The organism is Phaeodactylibacter sp. (assembly GCF_040219495.1).
In the GTDB taxonomy this organism is placed as follows: domain Bacteria; phylum Bacteroidota; class Bacteroidia; order Chitinophagales; family Saprospiraceae; genus Phaeodactylibacter.
The window spans coordinates 86,309-106,452 of record NZ_JAVJSK010000156.1 but is presented as its reverse complement, the minus strand read 5'-3'; the positions used below and the strand labels follow the sequence as shown (position 1 = coordinate 106,452).

16 protein-coding genes are annotated in these 20,144 nt (G+C 50.6%); 14 read left to right on the top strand and 2 right to left on the bottom strand.

Going from position 1 to position 20,144, the window contains the following annotated elements:
- Nucleotides 1–5: 5 nt before the first annotated feature.
- Together RIC19_RS25620 and RIC19_RS25615 are read right to left on the bottom strand one after the other, a co-directional pair.
- On the bottom strand, nucleotides 6–1,835 hold the full coding sequence (locus RIC19_RS25620; RefSeq protein WP_350181244.1) for a UbiD family decarboxylase: 1,830 nt from the start codon (nucleotides 1,833–1,835) through the stop codon (nucleotides 6–8).
- A gap of 63 nt (nucleotides 1,836–1,898) precedes the next feature.
- Nucleotides 1,899–2,561 carry an START domain-containing protein gene (locus tag RIC19_RS25615; RefSeq protein ID WP_350181243.1) on the bottom strand — a complete coding sequence of 221 codons (663 nt, stop codon included), beginning with the start codon at nucleotides 2,559–2,561 and terminating at the stop codon, nucleotides 1,899–1,901.
- Between the two features lie 140 nt (nucleotides 2,562–2,701).
- On the opposite strand from RIC19_RS25615, the gene thyA reads away from it, so the two are divergent.
- From thyA to RIC19_RS25545, 14 genes are all read left to right on the top strand, one after another.
- Nucleotides 2,702–3,607 (top strand): thymidylate synthase, encoded by a 906-nt coding sequence (gene thyA / locus RIC19_RS25610; protein WP_350181242.1) that lies wholly within the window; start codon nucleotides 2,702–2,704, stop codon nucleotides 3,605–3,607.
- A 269-nt stretch (nucleotides 3,608–3,876) separates the two neighbouring features.
- Nucleotides 3,877–5,307: a c-type cytochrome gene (locus RIC19_RS25605; protein WP_350181241.1), complete on the top strand. Its 1,431-nt coding sequence runs from the start codon at nucleotides 3,877–3,879 to the stop codon at nucleotides 5,305–5,307.
- A gap of 35 nt (nucleotides 5,308–5,342) precedes the next feature.
- Nucleotides 5,343–8,684 carry a TAT-variant-translocated molybdopterin oxidoreductase gene (locus RIC19_RS25600; RefSeq protein WP_350181240.1) on the top strand — a complete coding sequence of 1,114 codons (3,342 nt, stop codon included), beginning with the start codon at nucleotides 5,343–5,345 and terminating at the stop codon, nucleotides 8,682–8,684.
- Between the two features lie 64 nt (nucleotides 8,685–8,748).
- The gene (gene nrfD / locus RIC19_RS25595; RefSeq protein WP_350181239.1) at nucleotides 8,749–10,158 is read left to right on the top strand and encodes an NrfD/PsrC family molybdoenzyme membrane anchor subunit; all 1,410 of its coding nucleotides are present in this window, start codon (nucleotides 8,749–8,751) and stop codon (nucleotides 10,156–10,158) included.
- A 32-nt stretch (nucleotides 10,159–10,190) separates the two neighbouring features.
- Nucleotides 10,191–10,721, top strand: a complete 531-nt coding sequence (locus RIC19_RS25590; RefSeq protein WP_350181238.1) for a DUF3341 domain-containing protein — start codon at nucleotides 10,191–10,193, stop codon at nucleotides 10,719–10,721.
- Nucleotides 10,722–10,746: 25 nt separating this feature from the next.
- Nucleotides 10,747–11,679: a c-type cytochrome gene (locus tag RIC19_RS25585; protein WP_350181237.1), complete on the top strand. Its 933-nt coding sequence runs from the start codon at nucleotides 10,747–10,749 to the stop codon at nucleotides 11,677–11,679.
- 60 nt (nucleotides 11,680–11,739) lie between these two features.
- A complete protein-coding gene (locus RIC19_RS25580; RefSeq protein ID WP_350181236.1) occupies nucleotides 11,740–13,053 on the top strand; it encodes a hypothetical protein in 1,314 nt (437 codons plus the stop codon).
- A 151-nt stretch (nucleotides 13,054–13,204) separates the two neighbouring features.
- Entirely contained in the window at nucleotides 13,205–14,383 is a 1,179-nt protein-coding gene (locus tag RIC19_RS25575) for a cytochrome c oxidase subunit II (protein WP_350181235.1), read from the top strand.
- A gap of 78 nt (nucleotides 14,384–14,461) precedes the next feature.
- Nucleotides 14,462–16,318, top strand: coding sequence for a cytochrome c oxidase subunit I (locus RIC19_RS25570; RefSeq protein WP_350181234.1), 1,857 nt, complete (start codon nucleotides 14,462–14,464; stop codon nucleotides 16,316–16,318).
- Nucleotides 16,319–16,419: 101 nt separating this feature from the next.
- Nucleotides 16,420–17,313: a heme o synthase gene (gene cyoE / locus RIC19_RS25565; protein ID WP_350181233.1), complete on the top strand. Its 894-nt coding sequence runs from the start codon at nucleotides 16,420–16,422 to the stop codon at nucleotides 17,311–17,313.
- Between the two features lie 8 nt (nucleotides 17,314–17,321).
- Nucleotides 17,322–17,903 (top strand): cytochrome c oxidase subunit 3, encoded by a 582-nt coding sequence (locus tag RIC19_RS25560; protein WP_350181232.1) that lies wholly within the window; start codon nucleotides 17,322–17,324, stop codon nucleotides 17,901–17,903.
- 40 nt (nucleotides 17,904–17,943) lie between these two features.
- Nucleotides 17,944–18,888: a cytochrome c oxidase subunit 3 gene (locus RIC19_RS25555; RefSeq protein WP_350181231.1), complete on the top strand. Its 945-nt coding sequence runs from the start codon at nucleotides 17,944–17,946 to the stop codon at nucleotides 18,886–18,888.
- A 33-nt stretch (nucleotides 18,889–18,921) separates the two neighbouring features.
- Nucleotides 18,922–19,350: a cytochrome C oxidase subunit IV family protein gene (locus RIC19_RS25550; protein ID WP_350181230.1), complete on the top strand. Its 429-nt coding sequence runs from the start codon at nucleotides 18,922–18,924 to the stop codon at nucleotides 19,348–19,350.
- 161 nt (nucleotides 19,351–19,511) lie between these two features.
- Nucleotides 19,512–20,144, top strand: coding sequence for a hypothetical protein (locus RIC19_RS25545; RefSeq protein ID WP_350181229.1), 633 nt, complete (start codon nucleotides 19,512–19,514; stop codon nucleotides 20,142–20,144).

Here is a 20,144-nt window from a genome sequence, read left to right as displayed (position 1 = left end):
GCATATCACCCCCACTTTTCCAGTAATCCACCTTTTTTGAAGAAACGGTCGGCCTTCGCTTCCGCTTCCTTATCCGTAATCAGGGGCGGAGCATGGTGCGGCTTGATCCGCGCATCAATAATCACCGGACCCCGGCAGCCCCAGTGCTTGTGCTCTACAAAGGCATCCACGCCGTGAATGTCGTGAGAGGGATTGGCCCGGGTAAAAGCCGCCCACAGGAAGTTGTTGATTGGGCCGCTGAGGAAGTCGCTGTCATCGCAGAGGATAATCATTGGGATGCCCGACCAGTCAAACGGGCGAAGGTGATGAGCCAGGATTTCCGCTTCTTCATAGGAAGCCTCACCGGTAAATGCAGGTCCCTGTACCGCCAAGATACCCGGTTGCACAAACTTTGGATTGCTAAATCCGCTGGGCAGGCTGAGATCAACCGGCAGTTCGGCACTCAACTCGCGGCGCTTGTCTCCGCAGCAGGCCACAATGACCTTGGAACCGGCATTCCACCCGCTACCGGAATAGTCGAGGGTATCAATGGTCGTTTTGGTCTGAAAGTGCAAATCCCTTGTCAGGTCAATGCGCTCCAGCACATGCCGGAAAAAGCCAGGAATGTCATGCGTACTGAGATTTGGAGCATCCCCATCCGCTGCGATGAAGAGGAACTTGGCCAGGGAAGTCTGACCCGAGCCAATAATCCGGTTCGCCTGTGTGAGGATTTCCTCCGGCTTGCGCTCGCGGAAGGGCATATAGCGTTCACTGCCAATAGCGAGCAGCAGCGGGTGTACCCCTGCCGCATCCACTGCATTGATTTCTTTAATGCCCGGAAATTCCTGTGGGGTCAGCAGCTTCACCAACTGATGAATCAGGTAGCCAAAGCTGGAATCCTCCTGTGGCGGGCGGCCTACCACAGAAAAGTGCCATACCGCATCTTTACGGTGGTATACGTTCTCCACTTCCATCACCGGGAAGTCGTGCTGCAGGCTGTAGTAGCCGAGGTGGTCGCCAAAGGGCCCTTCGGGTTTTTTCTCGCCTTTGCGGATAATGCCCGTTATGACAAAATCAGCATCGGCAGAAAGGACGTGCCCGTTCTTGCGCACATAGCGGAAACGCCGCCCGCCCAGCATGCCCGCAAAGGTTAGCTCGGACAGCCCTTCCGGTAGGGGCATAATGGCTGAAAAGGCGTGGGATGGTGGTCCGCCTATAAAAACGGAAGCCCGGAAAGGTTCTTCCAGCTCATTGTATTGCGTATGGTGTACTCCAATACCGCGGTGGAGCTGATAGTGCATCCCTACCTCTTTATCGGGTACGTACGCATTACCGGATAGCTGTATGCGGTACATCCCGAGGTTGGACTGCATCATGTTGCGCTGTCCCGGGGGCAAAGTGAATACCTGTGGCAGGGTCACAAACGCTCCGCCGTCCATAGGCCAGGACTTGACTTGCGGGAGCTGGCTTACCGTGGTGGTCCCGTGCAGGATGGGAGCGCCTGTGCGTTGCTGCATAGGCAGGGCGGAAAGAGCGGTGAAAGGGGCGGACAAGTACCGGGTCGGCTTTTTGAAGAAGTGGGTTGGGTCGGCTTTGAGCTCAATCACTTTTTGTACCTGATTGATGGTGTGCCGAAATAAAAACTCCGTCCGCTCAAAGGTGCCGTAGATATTGGACAGGGCAGGGAAGGGGCTGCCTTTGACACGCTCAAAGAGCAAAGCCGGCCCGGCTGTCTCAAACACCCGCCGGTGAATGCTGGCCATCTCCAGGTTGGGGTCTACTTCTTCTTTGATACGGATGAGTTTGCCGTGGCGCTCCAGGTCGCGCACCGCATCCATCATACTACGGTAAGCCATAATTTATGTGGTCTTTTTTCAAAAGGGATGAACACCGGCTGAGTCGGAAAGTTGGTCAAATGGCTACTTCAAAAAGGCAAACTGCGCATTCTGATATTTTTCTGACTTAAGCATCTCCCGCATGCCTTTAATGGTATTCACAGGGCCGTTGTCCACGACCATGTTGACCAGCCATGTGGGGATGGCACCGCCGGGGTCAGAGTGCAGTTGGTAACTCATTTGGGTCTTATTGCCGGCCAGGGGGGTGAGTTCGTAGTGAATGTCTAAATTGCGGATACGCACCACGTCCTCTACGTCCTCCTGATTGTCGGGCTCCCCCTTGACATCAATATAAACGGTACGGGAATCGGGGTCCTGACGCAACTGACTGCGGGCAATGAAATCCCGGTCGCTCATCGGCCAGGGGAAGTCCACCTTGCAGTAGTAGAGGCTGGACTTTTGCTCTGCGGGCTGCAGCCGGTTAGCTTCCAGGCACTTATAAATCCAGTCTTTGTAGACCGGTACATCTTTGAGTACGGCCACCACACCATGCAGGGAGGCATCAAGGGTGGTCTCGATTTTAATTTCTTTCACATCAGAATGGGCCGCGTCACGAACGTAGACTTTTAGCCCGTCAGATTGCCGCTTCAGTTCCCACTGCGCATCCTGTTGTGCAGTGGCAGGGCCATAAAAATGACATAATAAGCTGATAAATAGGATTTTAAGCGCGAAGGTGTTGTTTTTCATCAAAAATTAATTTTTATTTTAACGTCTAAGTTCTGGGCTGGTTGCCGGACCTTTTTATTTTTGTCCATTAATTTTTGCTCCACCCGGCAACATAGTCCCATCGAGCCCAAAAAAAATCATACAAGTAAAAAGCATTCCGCATGCAGGCGTATCACGAGCTGTTGCAGCACATTCTGGATAATGGTATTCGCAAAAACGACCGGACCGGCGTCGGGACCGTCAGCGTGTTTGGGTACCAAATGCACATTGACCTCGCCGAAGGCTTCCCGCTCCTGACCACCAAGAAAGTCCACTACAAATCTATCGTCCACGAGTTGTTGTGGTTTTTGCAGGGCGATACCAACATCCGCTACCTGGTACAAAATGGAGTGCGGATTTGGAACGAGTGGCCTTTTCAGTTCTACCTGAAAGCCAATAACCTGGAAGAGCAGTACCCTAAGTACAGCCCGGAATGGAAGGCAGAACTCAAGGTTTTTGAGGAAAAGATAAAAGCAGAGGCGGCTTTCGCCGGAAAATGGGGCGAGCTGGGCCCGGTGTACGGGCAGCAGTGGCGCAACTTTGTAGGTGTAGACCAAATAGCGGGTATCGTAGAGCAGGTCAGGCGTAACCCGGATTCCCGCCGGCACATCGTTACCGCCTGGAACCCTCAGGATATTCCCGCTATGGCGCAATCGGGCTTACCGCCCTGCCATGTGCTCTTCCAGTTTTATGTGGCGGAAGGGAAACTGTCCTGCCAATTGTATCAGCGTTCCGCCGATGTGTTCCTTGGCGTGCCTTTCAATATTGCCTCCTACGCACTTTTAACGATGATGGTGGCACAAGTCTGCGAACTGAAACCCGGTACATTTGTCCATACTTTTGGGGATGTTCATTTGTATAGCAACCACATAGACCAAGCCCGGCTGCAACTTACGAGAACCCCTCGTAATCTGCCAATGATGAAGATCAACCCGGCGGTAAAAGACCTCTTCGGGTTTACCTTTTCAGACTTTGAATTGATGGGCTATGACCCCTTTCCTGCCATAAGAGCGCAAGTGGCAGTGTAAGGGATAAGATCATAGCCCGCAGGCATGTATTAATTTAATTTTGTTCATATTTTGAACAGACAAACAATATTGCGCAGAACAGGCGGGAAGACGTCTGTTTGGAGTCAAGGTTTCCGGGTAGTCTGCTCCTTATTTAGATTCAATCTAAATAGCGGAAGGTTTCGGGCTTTTATTGTTAAATGAGTGCAGTGCATTCTATATTTGCGCTGACAATAGAATGACAGAACAAGCAATTGTCGATTTACCATAAAACTACAAGCATCATAAAGATGACATATAAGCAGTTGATTAGCCGAGCTCTTTTATTCTTGGCAATGGTGGTTTTTGCGCTGCCATCAATGGCTCAGGGAGAAGGAGAAGGTGGCGGTACCGCCAATATTGACGAGGGCAAGACGCTCTTCCGTAACTATTGCGCGACCTGCCACAACAAAAACATGAAGGATGACCTCACCGGTCCTGCTCTGGGCGGTGTGGAAGAACGCTGGGCGGATTATCCAAAGGAAGACCTTTACAAGTGGATCCGTCAGTCTCAGGCGATGATTAACGAGGGGCACCCCCGCGCCGTTGAGCTGTGGAATGACTGGAAGCCTACCGTCATGAACAACTTCCTGAACCTGAGTGATCAGGAGGTTGATAACATCCTTGCCTACATTGATGCCGTCTACACTGACGCCGGTAAGAAAGAAACTACCAGGGTAGGTGAAACGGTTAATGTGGTGGCCGAAAAGCCCAACAATACACCTTTATTCATCGCTCTGGCTGTCATCCTCGGTATTCTGGCGATCGTTTTAGCCCGTATCGTTTCCAACCTGAACTACATGTTGCAGGTGCGCGAAGGCAACAGCGATGCCCGCCGGACGTCTCTTGTAGAAATCCTGACGAGTAAAGGCCTGATCGCATTTGTCATCTTCGCCCTTGTGGTACTGGGCGGCTACACTACGGTCAATAATGCTATCATGCTCGGCCGTCAGCAGGGGTATGCACCGGAGCAGCCGATCAAGTTCTCGCATCAGACCCACGCCGGGCTGCAGAAAATTGATTGTCAGTACTGCCACGATGGGGCCCGCCGTTCCAAGCACTCGGTGATCCCTGCGGCAAACACCTGTATGAACTGCCACCGCGCCATCAAAGTCGGCTCCAAATACGGAACAGCCGAACTTACCAAGATATACGCTTCTATTGGCTATGATCCATCCACTGATACTTACCTCGACAATTACGAGGCGATGAATCAGGACGATATCGAAAAAGTCTACAAAAAGTGGATTGCCGATACGTATGTCAAAGAGAATGGCTCTATTGACAGCAAAGGCGAAGAGCTCATCGAAGAGCAGTGGGAAGGGCTCGTCTCCTCACTGACCAATCCAACTAAAAATAAGATTCAGGGGCCTATTGAATGGGTACGCATTCACAACCTGCCGGACCACGTGTACTTCAACCACGCACAGCACGTAACGGTCGGTCAGCTGGAATGTCAGACCTGTCACGGCCCAATGGAAGAATGGGAAGTTGCCAAGCAGCATTCTCCGCTTTCTATGGGCTGGTGCATCAACTGCCACCGTCAGACAGAGGTACAGTTTGATGACAACGAGTACTACAAGTCCTATACGCGTTACCATGAAGAAATCGCCAATGGCGAGCGTGAAAAAGTAACCGTTGAAGACATTGGCGGCCTCGAGTGCCAGAAGTGCCACTATTAATCTCATCAGCCAAATTGAATCTGAAAAAAGTAGTAATGAAGAATAAAAACAATGGTGTTTGGATCGGTGTGGAGCAACTGCAAAACGATCCCAGCTACCTGGAAACAAACAAAAACGAATTCACAGAACTTCCTGTTGTTGACAGCCTTTCCAAAGAGGGGGCGATGGACACTGAAGCTTCCCGCCGGGACTTCCTTAAGTACCTTGGCTTCGGATTGGGTGCAGCTACTCTGGCTGCAAGCTGTGAGATTCCTGTAAAGCGCGCGGTACCTTACGTGGTCAAACCTGATGAGATCGTACCGGGTGTCGCTACTTATTATGCTTCTTCCTTCGTACAGGGCGGCGACTACTGCCCGGTGCTGGTGAAGACCCGCGAGGGCCGTCCCATCAAGGTAGAAGGCAATACCCTTTCTGCTATTACCAAAGGCGGTACGAGCGCCCGTGCACAAGCGAGCGTACTCAGCCTCTACGATACCAACCGCCTCGATGGTCCTTACCGGGTGAAAGAGGGCAAAATTCAGCGTTCTGCTGACCGCAACGAGCGGGGCCCGTCCTGGGAAGATATCGATAGCGAAATTATGGGCAAGCTGTCCGCCAATTCCAGTATCCGGATTGTGGCGAATACCATCATGAGCCCAACGACTAAGAAAGCCCTCGAGGATTTCAAAGCGGCTTATCCCAATACCGAAGTGGTCATGTACGACCCGGTATCAAGCTCGGCTATCCTGGAGGCAAATGAAGCTTCTTTCGGTCAGGCGGTGGTCCCGTCTTACCACTTCGATAAAGCCGATGTGATTGTCAGCTTCGATGCTGACTTCCTCGGCACCTGGATTTCTCCAACGGAATATGCGAATCAGTACGCGACCAATCGGCGTATCAATAAAGTGAAGGGCGCGAAGATGTCCCGCCACATTCAGGTGGAAAGCCACATGAGCCTGACGGGCTCTAATGCCGACAACCGCATTATGGTAAAGCCTTCTGAACAGGGCGCTGCTATCGTTGCGCTGCATAACGCTATTGCTGCCAAGACTGGTGGTTCGAGCGTCAGTGGCCCCAAGCTGGACACTAACAAGGCGGGTAAACTTCAAAAAATAGCTGATGAGCTGGTCAGCAACCGCGGCAAATCGCTGGTGGTGTCCGGCTCTAATAATAAAGGAGAGCAAATCCTGATCAATGCGATCAACGATATGCTTGGTAACTACGGCAGCACCCTGGACTTCAACGCAGCCTCTATGCAGCGGCAGGGTATGGATAAGCCGGTGCAGGACCTTATTAAGGCGATGAGCGCCGGCCGGGTAGATGCCCTGTTCATTATGGACGGTGCCAACCCTGCATTTGATCTGCCCAATGCGGCTCAGTTCCGCGAAGCAGCTGCCAAAGTAGGCCTAAAGGTCTCCTTCTCTATGGTGCCGAATGAAACCGTTACTCTGTGCGACTATATCACGCCAACCCACCACTACCTGGAAAGCTGGGGCGATGTGGAGGCTAAGCGCGGGCACTACAGCCTCATTCAGCCAACGATCGCACCGATTTTCCACTCAGTTGGCCGCCCCGGTAGCCGTCAAAAGGAGGAAAGCCTCCTGCGCTGGGCAGATTACGATATGATGAGCGTAATGGGCGGTGGAGCCGACAGTACTGCTGCTACGGCGAAAATCAGTCCTTACTACGAAAAATCTAAGGAAGACGTTGGTGCTTTCATCTTCAACTACATGAAGAAGCACTGGCAGGAAAACCTATTCCCCAAGCAGAGCGGCTTTGCCACTTTCAAGATGTTTTGGGACAGCGTACTGCACGACGGCGTCTTCGTAGCTGAAAATACCGCTGATGCGCCAGTTTTCGCTGGCGATGTGAACGCTGCAGCCCGCATGGTGCGCAAGCCTTCTAATGCCGAACTCGAAATTTCATTCTTCGAGACTGTCAATATGGGCGGTGGCGTGTACAGCAACAACCCGTGGCTCCTGGAAATGCCAGACCCGGTCAACCGTTGTACCTGGGGCAACTACCTTGCTATTCCCGTTGGATGGGACGGCGGTAACGAATTCACTTCCTTCATGGGGCTGAACCCCGATGAGAGCAAGGGTAAAGCGGATATCGTCGATGTGGTGGTCAATGGCAGCACGCAGCGCTGTACTGTGGTCCGTCAGTTTGGACAGATGCAGGGTACCCTGGCGCTGGCGCTGGGCTACGGCCGTACTGAGACGGGTATGCTGGGCCGGGCAATCGGCAATAATGTTGGCGTAGACGTTTACCCCTGGACCTCACTGGATGAGAACGGGAACGTACAGTATTACGCAACCGTAGAGAGCGTATCCGAAAAAGTAGAAGAAGAAGGCCGTTTCGCCTGTGTACAGTACCATCACTCTATGGGACTGACCGGTGAAGACCCGGAGACCGGCGAAGAGATCAACGTTGACGAAAAGACAGTAATGACGATCGGTGAAGGTTACCAAGGTGGCCTGACCAATCGTTCCATTATCTATCAGGGCAACCTCTCGGAGCTCGAGGACCTATCTCATCATATTGAAGAGAAGCGTGCAGAAGCTCAGAAGCTGAACAGCCACACTCTTTATCCTTACGACGAGTACAAGGAGGAGGTATACAGTCAGGGCCACCACTGGTCAATGCACATTGACCTGAACGCCTGTATTGGCTGTGGTGCCTGTCAGGTAGCCTGTATTGCAGAAAACAACGTGCCGGTAGTCGGAAAGACGGAGGTGGCTCGCCACCACGAGATGACCTGGCTGCGCATTGACCGCTACTTCTACGGTGACTATGAAAACCCGAATGTGGTTTATCAGCCGATGATGTGCCAGCACTGCGATAACGCGCCGTGTGAGAACGTTTGCCCGGTAGCTGCAACCAACCACAGCTCAGAGGGCCTGAACCAGATGACCTACAACCGCTGTATCGGTACCCGTTACTGTGCAAACAACTGCCCCTACAAAGTACGCCGCTTCAACTGGTTTGACTACACCACTGCTGACCTGTTTGGTGCGAACGAGTACGACCTAAACGGCGAGGAGGCTATTCCATTTGGTGCAGACAACCTGACCCGTATGGTGCTCAACCCTGACGTGACGGTTCGTTCACGCGGTGTGATTGAGAAGTGCAGCTTCTGCGTACAGCGGATTCAGGAAGGCAAGCTCACGGCTAAGCGGGAGCAGCGTAAGCTGCGCGATCAGGACGTGAAAACGGCTTGTCAGACCTCCTGCCCAACCGGTGCGATCGTCTTTGGTGATGACAACAACAAGGAAGGTATCCTGGCGGAGCGTCTGGAGCACCCACTGAACTACCTGGTGCTTGAAGAAATCAACACCCAGTCAGCAGTGCGTTATCAGGCACGTGTCAACAATAAGAACGAAGAACTCGATGCATAAAGTCAGCGGGGGGCTTGCTCCCCGCTGTTGCTATAATTAAATAACATTTAACGACTCGATTATAATGAGTGCAGTAGTATCTCCAATTCGTGAACCCTTGGTAACTGGCGGTAAAACGTACCACCAGATTACCGAAGACATTTGCTCGCCAACGGAGCGTACGCCGAGCGCTGCCTGGGTGCTGGCTTTCATCGTAGCCGTTACCGGGCTGGCTCTGTTCGTCTTTGGCGTAGCCTGGACCATCTGGCAGGGTATTGGTACCTGGGACCTCAACCGGACGATCGGATGGAGTTGGGACATTACCAACTTCGTATGGTGGGTAGGTATTGGTCACGCCGGTACTTTGATTTCGGCTATCCTTCTACTTTTCCGTCAACGTTGGCGGACCGGTGTAAACCGGGCAGCGGAGGCGATGACCATCTTTGCGGTTATTTGCGCCGGGCAGTTCCCCCTCATTCACATGGGGCGTATCTGGCTGGCATTCTTCATTTTCCCTTACCCGAACACCCGTGGGCCACTCTGGGTAAACTTCAACTCGCCGTTACTCTGGGACGTATTTGCGATTTCCACGTACTTTACGGTATCGCTGTTGTTCTGGTATACCGGCCTGGTGCCCGACTTTGCAACGGTACGTGACCGGGCGAAGGGCATTCGCCGCAAGCTGTACAACTTCCTGTCCTTTGGCTGGACGGGCAGTGCTAAGCACTGGCAGCGCTGGGAAGCCCTTTCACTGGTCCTTGCAGGTTTGGCTACGCCGCTGGTCCTTTCGGTACACACCATCGTATCTTTTGACTTTGCCACTTCTGTGATCCCGGGCTGGCACACTACGATCTTCCCGCCCTACTTTGTTGCGGGTGCGATCTTCTCCGGTTTTGCCATGGTGCAGACCCTGATGATCATGACCCGGAAGATTCTCAAGCTGGAGGACTATATTACACTTGAACATATTGAGAGCATGAATAAGGTAATCCTCACCACCGGTACCATCGTTGGTGTAGCCTATCTTACTGAGCTCTTCATTGCCTGGTATTCCGGGTACATTTACGAGCAGTTTGCTTTTTACAACCGGGTGCTCGGCCCTTACTATTGGTCATACATCGGGATGATGTCCTGTAACGTGCTTTCCCCACAGATTTTCTGGTGGAAGAGCCTGCGCCGGAACATCTTCGTCACCTTTGTGATGTCCATCTTTGTGAATATCGGTATGTGGTTTGAGCGCTTCGTGATTATCGCGACGACGCTGGCACGCGACTACCTGCCTTCGAGCTGGAGCTACTACGTACCAACGTGGGTGGAAATCATCATTTTCATTGGTTCGCTGGGTCTTTTCTTCACCCTTTACCTGATCTTCGTGCGCGTAGCGCCGGTGGTTGCGGTAGCGGAGATCAAGAGTATCCTGAAGGCGGGTGGCGATCAGTACATTGGCCCTAACGCCAATAAGACGCATCAGGAAAGCAAAGAAGCGACCCACTAATCCAAATTGAAGAATCCTGTAACGCTAGAATAATGAGCAAGCAAAATAAAGATATTCTGTACGGATTGTACAACGACGAGGAGTACCTGCTCAAAGCGGTAGACCATGCGAATGCCGAGGGGCTGGAAATTACAGAAGTGTTCACGCCTTTCCCGGTTCACGGACTGGACCCCAAGCTGGGCTTGGCGGAGAGCCGCCTGCACATTGCCGGTTTTGTATACGGTTTGTTGGGCACACTGACGGCATTCCTTTTCATGACCTGGGTATTTACCCGGGACTGGCCGATCATTTTTGGAGGTAAGCCTTACTTTTCGGCTCCTGCCTTCATCCCAATTACCTTCGAGCTGACTGTACTGTTTGCGGCGGTAGGTATGGTGGTCACCTTTTACATCATCTGTGGCCTTGGGCCAGGTGTGACGATTCCTACTTTGGATGACCGCATTACGGATGATAAGTTTTGCATTGCCTTTGATGTGACCGGCGCAGAAGCCACCCTTACAGATCAACTGAAGGGCTTCTTCTCTCAGACCGGTGCGGCAGAAGTGAACACCAAGAACATTTAAGAAAGAACTATAAACAAGAGATGTGATGAAAAACATCAAGTATATACTTTGGGTATTCGTTGCGGTAGTGGTGTTGCACGCCTGCGCTCCTGCAGACAGCAACAGCCCGGGGAGTGAGTACATGCCTGACATGGGCCACTCAATTGCTCAGGAGGCGAATGTCTATACAGATTACTACTACAATACCTGGGACAGTGCCAGTGTGGTGAAGCTGAAAGACCTGCCTATTGCTGGTCTGCCCGCCAAAGGCGCTATACCACGCGGATACGCCGGATCTTACCTTGCTGCTCAGCAGCAGGGCGGAGCTTCTGCTGAAGATGTTATGGCCTACCTTGGTGGTGAGGATCAGGTGCAGGGTATTTCTGTGCCGGTCAATGGTTCGGCACCTTACTATTATGAGGATACAGAGGAGGAGCGCTTGCGCGCTACCGCTGAGCTGCTCGACAACCCATTTCCTATTACGGCAGAAGGGTTAGCTAAAGGCGAAGACCTTTACAATAAGTTCTGCGGTATTTGCCATGGTGAAAAAGGCGACGGTGTAGGGTATCTGGTCTCTGAAGAGAACCCCAACGCTGTTTATCCTGCGGCACCCGCCAATTTCCTGCTTGATCAGTTTCTGGAAGCTTCCAACGGGCGCTATTACCATGCCATCATGTACGGTAAGAACGTTATGGGCGGCTATGCTGATAAGATTTCATACGAAGAGCGCTGGCAGGTCGTTCACTGGATTCGTGCTCTACAGGCCAAGGAAAAGAAAATGGAGTACAGCCCGGAGGCCAATACCCTGAACCCTGCGTTCGGTGTGCCTGCGAGCGAAGCCCCATCCCTGGCACAGAAAATGACGGATGCTGCTGAGATGCCAGCTGAGGCAGAAAACCACGGCGAAGGCGATCATGATCATGAAGAAGGTGATCAAAGCGGGCACAGCCACAGCGATGGCGGTCATGGTAAGAAGTAGTAGCCCATTTGTTGAGGCTACAAGAAATGCAATCGAAAAACTATTCAAACAAAATAACTAATGGACCAATTCACGATCACAAGCAAGCAGCGGAACGTCCTCTTTGGGTTCATGGGGCTGGGTTTGTTGTGCATGATCCTCACTTTTTTCAGTGACGATATGTTCCATACCCGTTTCTGGACGAACTACTTGCACAATTCCGTATTCTTTACGGGTATTGCTTTCATGGCGTTGTTCATTCTGGCAGCCTTTACGACTGCGCTTGCAGGATGGCATACCTTAGTTAAGCGTATCTGGGAAGCTTACTCCATGTTCCTGATCCCCGGCCTGATTCTGATGGCTGTTGTAGTGATTGGTACGGCGGGGCATATGCACCACATTTATCACTGGACAGATACCACCGAGGTTGCGAATGACCCCGTTCTTAACGGTAAGGCCGGCTTTTTGAATCTGACCTGGTACACCGCAGGTACGGTGATTATTATGGGTATCTGGATTTTCTTTGCCTGGAAAATCCGTCAGTTATCTTTGGACGAAGACAAAAACGGGGATACTTCATTCAAGCATCATCATAAGCTGCGGGTATGGTCTGCGGCCTTTCTGCCTATTGCTGGTTTTTCCAGCGCAGCCATCATCTGGCAGTGGATCATGTCTATTGATGCACACTGGTATTCCACGCTTTTTGCCTGGTACACAGGTGCGAGCTGGTTTGTGGCGGCGATGGCATCCACAATCGTGCTGGTTGCTTACCTCAAGGGCAAGGGCTACCTGGCTAACGTTACGCAGGAGCACCTGCATGACCTCGGTAAGTACCTTTTTGCTTTCAGTATTTTCTGGACGTACCTGTGGTTCTCTCAGTACATGCTGATCTGGTACGGTAACATCGGTGAAGAGACGGTTTATTTCCAGGAGCGTATGGATAACTATCCGGTGTTGTTCTATGGTAACCTGCTGCTGAACTTCATAGCGCCTTTCTTTGTGCTGATGCGCAATGACACCAAGCGGAAGTATGGTACGATGGTTTTCGCATCTGTTATTGTGTTCTTCGGGCATTGGTGGGACTTCTTCCAGATGATCAAGCCTGGCGCACGCCTGACGGCTATGCATGCTATGGAGCACCACGGTGGCGAAGGTGCGCACCACGGAGCAGAAATGGCTGGTCATGCCGAAGCGGCTGCACATGCCATGCCTTTCGAAATGGGCTTTACTATTCCTGGTCTCCTTGAACTGGGAACAATGCTTGGTTTCCTGGCGCTGTTTATCTATATCGTCCTGAATCAGCTATCGAAAGCACCACTGACACCCAAAAACGATCCTTATCTCGAAGAAGCAATGCACCACCACGTGGAGCTGCATGGGGACGAGGCACATTAGAAGGTTCAGTAAGAACGTAAAAACCGCCTTTGTTTGGACTGATTCTAAACAAGGGCGGTATGAAATCAGAAACGGGGGTAAAGCTGTTGAATGAGTGTATTTTAGCGACAGCAAGCAAGAATTGATTACACACAAAACCAGATAAAGAATAATGACTGCTCTATTCGTATTACTTTGCGTCATACTCATTGGCATCGTTGTCGTTCAGATCGGCAAGGTGACGGAACTGGCGGGTAAAATCCGCGGTGAAGAAGAGGCACAGGAGCGGAGCAACCGCACTCAGGCAGGCTACTCACTCCTTTTTATGGCTGCCTTCCTGATCGCTTGTACGGTATCTGCTGTTTATTATAAAGACAGCATGTTATGGTATGGCCCCAATGAGTCTGCTTCTGCACACGGAGGTAGCATTGACTATATTTTCAATATTACACTGTTCTTCACCGGGATTGTATTTTTCATTACCCAAATCCTGTTGTTTTACTTCGCATACAAATACCGCGCCCGCCGGGGTACCAAAGCGGAGTATATTTCACACAACAACCGGCTGGAGGTTATTTGGACGGCTATTCCGGCTGTTGTGATGACTTTCCTCGTAGTGGGGGGGCTGGATGCCTGGAATGATGTGATGGCTGACGTAGGAGAAGATGAAGACTATATTGAGATTGAGGCCACGGGCTATCAGTTTGCCTGGCACCTGCGTTACCCTGGTCCAGACGGGAAACTGGGTACCCGGGACTACAAGATGATTTCTGCTACCAATCCGCTGGGACAGGTGTGGTCTGATGAGAAAAATATGGACGATTTCCACCCTAGCGAAATTGTGCTTCCGGTCAATAAGAAAGTTCGTGTTCGGATTACATCCCGCGATGTACTGCACAACTTTTACTTGCCTCACTTCCGTGTGAAAATGGACGCAGTACCTGGTATGCCGACTTATTTCGTATTCACGCCAACGACGACAACGGAGGAGTACCGTACCAAGCTCTCAGTGCTGAACGATGAGGGGCAGCCGAAGTATCCGGAGTGGTACGAGCCTATTGATCCTGAAGATCCGGAAGGTCCGACAAAATTTGAGGATTTTAACTACGAGTTGGCTTGTGCAGAGCTTTGCGGTAAAGGGCATTATGCGATGCGCCGTACAGTACGGATAGTTTCGGAGGCTGAATACAAGAACTGGCTCTCAGAGCAGCAGTCTTACTATGAATCTACCATTAAAGGTACAGAGGACGATCCTTTTGCTACGGAAGCAGCAGAAGAGGAGCCCGCACTCACAGATGCTTCATCCCTGGAAGGAGAGGAAGCAGCAGAAAGTGAGGGTTCTGCCGAGTAATTCGGAACAAGACCCTGGCATTTGTGTTTGACAATTACAAGAACGATTAGAACGGATAACAATAAAATTTTTCAGCAGATGGCTAATGTTGCAGACAAGCCGGTAGTACACGAAGAAGATCTTTTGATCGAAGAGTACGGCTATGATGATCATTTTCATGATCATCACCACGGCGATAAATTTCAGTCCAACTTTATTACAACTTATATTTTCAGCCAGGATCACAAGATGATCGCCAAGCAGTTCCTGATTACAGGTATGTTCTGGGCGATTGTAGGTGGTCTTATGTCTCTTGTTTTCCGTCTTCAGCTGGGTTTCCCAGAGGAAAACATGGCATGGCTCAAGCCTGTATTGGGCAAGTGGATCACCGTCAATGATGCGGGGATTGGCTCACTGGCTCCTGAATTCTACTACGCACTGGTGACGATGCATGGTACCATTCTGGTATTTTTTGTATTGACCGCTGGTTTGAGTGGTACTTTCTCTAACCTTTTGATTCCATTGCAGATTGGAGCCCGTGATATGGCTTCGCCGTTCATGAACATGCTTTCTTACTGGTTCTTCTTTCTGGCCGGAGTGGTTATGTTCTTCTCTTTATTCCTGAATACGGGCCCCTTTGCAGGGGGATGGACGGCTTATCCGCCGTTAAGCGCACTACCGCAGGCTTCGAGTGGTTCGGGAGCGGGTATGACGCTTTGGATTGTGAGCCTTGTTTTCTTTGTGGTTTCCGTACTGTTGGGCGGTATCAACTACATCACCACCGTTCTGAACATGCGTACTAAGGGTATGAGCATGTGGCGTATGCCACTGACCATCTGGGCGTTCTTTATCACAGCCGTTATTGGTCTGCTTTCATTCCCGGTACTGGTTTCTGCATTTCTACTGGTGACTTTTGACCGTAGTCTGGGAACAAGCTTCTTCTTAAGCGAAATATTCATTGGAGGTCAGGCACTCGACCACGTAGGTGGTAGCCCTATTCTGTACCAGCACTTGTTCTGGTTCCTGGGCCACCCTGAGGTATATATTATCATCCTGCCAGCGATGGGCATCGTATCAGAGGTGCTTTCGGTACACTCCCGTAAGCCGATCTTTGGGTACAAAGCGATGGTTTACTCTATTCTGGCTATTGCATTCCTGTCCTTTATCGTATGGGCGCACCACATGTTTATGTCAGGTGTGAATCCATTTATCTCTAACTTCTTTGTGATTTTCACATTGATCATCGCGGTGCCATCAGCGGTGAAGGTGTTCAACTGGATTGCCACGCTGTATGGAGGTAACATCCGCTTTAACTCAGCGAGCCTTTTCGGTATTGGTTTTGTATCGATGTTCATTTCCGGCGGTTTGACCGGTATCTTCCTGGGTAACTCTGCTATCGACATTCAGTTGCACGATACGTACTTTGTAGTGGCTCACTTCCACATTGTGATGGGTGTTGCAGCGTTCTTCGGTATGTATGCGGGTATTTACAACTGGTTCCCTAAGATGTACGGTCGCTTTATGAACGAGACGCTTGGTAAGCTGCACTTTTGGGGTACGATTGTAGGTGCCTATGCGGTCTTCTGGCCTATGCACTATCTTGGTATGGCAGGTGTGCCACGGCGTTACTATCGTTTCGACAGCTTCGCTGCCTTTGGTTCTTTCGACCTGATGAATCAGTTCATCACCATAGCGGCGATTATCACCTTCGGTTTCCAGTTGTTGTTTGTAGTGAACTTCTTCTACAGCATTTGGAAAGGTAAGAAGATGACAGACCGGAACCCATGGAAAGCTTCTACGCTGGAGTGGACGACTCCGATTGAGGGCATCCACGGTAACTGGCCGGGCAAGATTCCTACGGTACAGCGCTGGGCTTACGACTATGGTAAGGACGGTAAGGATTTCATTCCTCAGATTGAGCCGGTAGGAGCCGACGAGTCGAAGGGAGATCATTAATACAAAAGGTTAATAACCAAGTGTGTTAAATCCATAAAATCATTTTGCAGGAGGTAGCCCTTGAGTATGGGGCTACCTCCTGTAATACAATAGGTGTAAACGTGTCTACAAAAGCAGAACAGTTAAGTTGGGGAAGCCTGGTGCTTCAGAAGTTAAAGGACTACCACATGCTGGTCAAGTTCCGCCTGACCCTTACTGTTGTTTTCTCATCAGTTGTCGCTTTCGCTATTGCAGCGGATGTGCTGCACTGGGGCGCTGTTGCGGTTCTTGCGGCGGGCGGTTTTCTGGTAACGGGTGCGGCGAACACACTAAATCAGGTGCTGGAGAAAGACTACGACCGCCTGATGAAGCGAACGGCAGACCGCCCGTTGGCGGCAGGCCGGATGGCAGTATCTGAGGCTGTGATGTTTGCGGGGCTTCAGAGCCTGGTAGGTATCACCCTTCTGGCGTTGTTTAACCCCTGGGCGGCATTCTTTGGGACATTCTCCCTGGTGCTGTATGCTTTTTTGTACACGCCACTCAAGCGCATTTCTCCGGTTGCGGTTTTTGTCGGCGCAATACCTGGTGCATTACCGACCCTGATTGGCTGTGTGGCTGCGCAGGGTACACTTACGCCTTTGGCACTGAGCCTCTTTACGCTGCAATTTTTGTGGCAGTTCCCGCATTTCTGGTCGATTGGCTGGCTGGGTTTTGAGGACTACAGGAAGGCAGGCTACCAATTGGTACCGAACAACGGAGGGCAGCCTGATCGTTCGATCGCGCTGCAGTCTTTTATTTTCGCGCTTTGCCTGGTCCCGGTGGGTATGTTCCCATACTGGATGGGCGTAACCGGCGCAATATCTGCTGGGATTGTTGTTGTTTTATCCCTGGTTTACGCAGGGTTTAGCTGGAATTTTTACCGGAAGGTAGATCGCAAGTCCGCACTAATGCTGATGTTTTTCTCCTTCCTGTACATCCCGGTTGCGCTGCTGGCCTTTTTTGCAGATAAAATTTAATTACAATTATGAATGCAACTGTGGCAACTGAATATACAAGGAATAAAATCCATCCGAAGAAATTTGCATTAGGCGTAGCCTGTGCAAGTATTCTAATGATGTTTGCAGCCTTTACAAGTGCGTACATCGTACGTCAGGCGGCAGGTAACTGGCTGGAGTTCCGCTTGCCGAACATTTTCTATATCAATACGCTGGTCATTCTTTTGAGCAGTGCAACGGTACATGGTTCTTACCTGGCATTCAAGCGGGGTAAGACACAAGCCTACCGAGTATTGCTGGTGATTACTTTAATTTTGGGGCTGGCTTTCTTAGCTTTGCAGTATCAGGGGTGGTTAGCGCTCACAGCGATTGGCGTTGAGCTGACTACGAACCCTTCTGGCTCCTTCGTGTATGTGATATCCGGTGTACATGCCGCGCACATTCTCGGAGGAATAGCAGCCTTAGTAGTGGCCATCATTCATGCTTTCGCACTTCAGCATAAGGTGACTGCTGCCCGCAAGCTGCGTTTTGAGATGACATTAATCTATTGGCATTTTGTAGACTTCCTGTGGGTGTACCTGCTGGTATTCTTAACCTTGCAGCAGTCTTAATACTCAACAACAACTGAAACAAACAAAATAGACTAGACCGATGGCGACAACAGATTCCGTAATGGAAAAACAAGACTTGGACAATCAGGGCAATTCCTCCTGGGATGGAGGTGAAGCGCCATTCAAGACGAGCTACGGCAAGTTGATGATGTGGTATTTCCTGCTTTCTGATGCTTTTACGTTTGCAGGTTTTCTTATCGCATACGGTGCGCTGCGTTTCAGCAGCCCATCCTGGCCTGTTCCTGACTTTGTTTTCTCAACAGCGCCTTTCGGCATTCACCACGCACCACTGATTTTCGTGACGGTTATGTCGTTCCTGCTGATCATCAGTTCGGTAACGATGGTACGTGCCGTACAGGAAGGCCACCGGGAGAATAAAACCGGTGTTGTTTTCTGGATGCTGTTGACCATTCTTGGCGGTATCGGTTTCCTGAGCTGTCAGGCTTGGGAGTGGACCAACCTTATGGCTACAGAGCACATGACGGTGAATGTCAACCCATTTGGGTCACACACCGAGCCTGGTGTTTATCTGGATGCTGAGGGCAAAGAAACAGACGAAGTGTTTGATGCAGGTGACAGCTACCTGATCCACAAGGCGGGTGCAGGTCACGGAGCAGAAGATCATGCGGAAGGCGACCACGCTGAGCACGACTATTCTCAGGGCGATCACCCTGGCTACTACGTGAATTCGGATGACTTCCTGCAGCGTAAGTACCTCGTTACCGATGGCCCTGACGCCGGACAGGTAAAAATGCAGCAGTTTGGCCCTAAAGCCTTTGGTGCTCTGTTCTTTTTCATCACTGGTTTTCACGGTTTCCACGTACTCTCTGGCGTTATCTTTTTGATCATCATCATGATCAATGCCGGTAGTGGGCTGTACATGGCGCGCAAGAATGGGCATGAAATGGTAGAGAAAATCGGTTTGTACTGGCACTTTGTAGACTTAGTGTGGGTATTCGTATTCCTGGTATTCTATCTGCTCTAAACCTCTCTTGATCATCTAAAAAATAAATAGACAATGGCACATTCTTACGAAGAATCAATAAAACTGGTTTATAAAGGCTTAGCCCTCCTGGCGGTCGTGACGCTGATAGAAGTATTTTTCTCCCTGATGGGCAAAGGCCATGTCATCAGCGGGTTGGAAGATGTGAGCTGGCTGGCCTACGTAATTGGTTTAGTCCTGATTGTCCTGTCGCTGTACAAAGCCTACTTCATCATTTATGAGTTCATGCACATGCGATATGAGGTGAAAGGCCTGGCGCTTAGTGTACTCCTGCCTACGGTACTGCTGGTATGGGCGATCATCGCTTTTTTTCAGGAAGGTACAGCCTGGAAGCAGCGCCGTCAGCAAATCGAGGATAAGAACATGGAGCAGGTAGAAGAAGTGAAGAAAGACGACCTGCAGGGTCTTCTCAATGACGGCATAATCATCGAGTTTAAGGGATAAATCAATGATGTTTTAAAATCCTGATTAGCAGGTGTTTGCCAAAGGGTGAGAAAATGACTTTTCTCACCCTTTTGTTATAGGGTGGCGGCTTCAACAATCCCCGGATTCCGGTGTTTTTCCAGAAACTATAGCACAATAAACATATGTCGAAGAATAAGAGAATGAATTTGATACAGATCGGTGGTTTACTGCTGCTACTGGTTGTTTTGCCGCTGGGCTCCTGGTACTATTTACAGACCGGGCTGAACTACCGTATCAATGCGATCAATGAGCTAAAGGATATTGCCCCACTTGCTGATTTTGAACTTTTGAACTACAACGACTCTCTGGTGGCGCAGGAGCGTTTTGCGGATCAGTTGGTGGTTGGGCATTTCTACACAGGAGCAAACGAAAAGGTGTACTTTGACCTGCTGAAGCGGATGAAAGAGCAGTTTGATGAGCGTAGAGATGTATATTTCCTGACCTTTCGGGAAGGTACGGATATTGCGACGCAGGCAGAATCGGCTCAGCTCTTGCTCGACTACGGGGTTGAAGATCCGGAGCAGTTTTTCTTCCTCCACGGCGATGGCCCGCAGATAGCAGCTTTGGCGGATGCCATGAAGCTAACCGCCGCCACTCAGTCCGGCAGCCTGGTGGATAACACGCAGCTGTTTTTCTCGGATAGCGCTATGGTACGAAGCCATTATGATATGACCAATGCAGAAGATTTAAAGCTGCTGATTAAGCATATTACCCTAAATTTACACCCAATTGAAGAGCCGGATATCATCTTTGAGCGGGAAACCGAAAAATAA

Coding starts and splice junctions, on each gene's coding strand:
- RIC19_RS25620 (WP_350181244.1), bottom strand. CDS start 1,835: ATGGCTTACCGTAGTATGATGGATGCGGTGCGCGACCTGGAGCGCCAC.
- RIC19_RS25615 (WP_350181243.1), bottom strand. CDS start 2,561: ATGAAAAACAACACCTTCGCGCTTAAAATCCTATTTATCAGCTTATTA.
- thyA (WP_350181242.1), top strand. CDS start 2,702: ATGCAGGCGTATCACGAGCTGTTGCAGCACATTCTGGATAATGGTATT.
- RIC19_RS25605 (WP_350181241.1), top strand. CDS start 3,877: ATGACATATAAGCAGTTGATTAGCCGAGCTCTTTTATTCTTGGCAATG.
- RIC19_RS25600 (WP_350181240.1), top strand. CDS start 5,343: ATGAAGAATAAAAACAATGGTGTTTGGATCGGTGTGGAGCAACTGCAA.
- nrfD (WP_350181239.1), top strand. CDS start 8,749: ATGAGTGCAGTAGTATCTCCAATTCGTGAACCCTTGGTAACTGGCGGT.
- RIC19_RS25590 (WP_350181238.1), top strand. CDS start 10,191: ATGAGCAAGCAAAATAAAGATATTCTGTACGGATTGTACAACGACGAG.
- RIC19_RS25585 (WP_350181237.1), top strand. CDS start 10,747: ATGAAAAACATCAAGTATATACTTTGGGTATTCGTTGCGGTAGTGGTG.
- RIC19_RS25580 (WP_350181236.1), top strand. CDS start 11,740: ATGGACCAATTCACGATCACAAGCAAGCAGCGGAACGTCCTCTTTGGG.
- RIC19_RS25575 (WP_350181235.1), top strand. CDS start 13,205: ATGACTGCTCTATTCGTATTACTTTGCGTCATACTCATTGGCATCGTT.
- RIC19_RS25570 (WP_350181234.1), top strand. CDS start 14,462: ATGGCTAATGTTGCAGACAAGCCGGTAGTACACGAAGAAGATCTTTTG.
- RIC19_RS25560 (WP_350181232.1), top strand. CDS start 17,322: ATGAATGCAACTGTGGCAACTGAATATACAAGGAATAAAATCCATCCG.
- RIC19_RS25555 (WP_350181231.1), top strand. CDS start 17,944: ATGGCGACAACAGATTCCGTAATGGAAAAACAAGACTTGGACAATCAG.
- RIC19_RS25550 (WP_350181230.1), top strand. CDS start 18,922: ATGGCACATTCTTACGAAGAATCAATAAAACTGGTTTATAAAGGCTTA.
- RIC19_RS25545 (WP_350181229.1), top strand. CDS start 19,512: ATGAATTTGATACAGATCGGTGGTTTACTGCTGCTACTGGTTGTTTTG.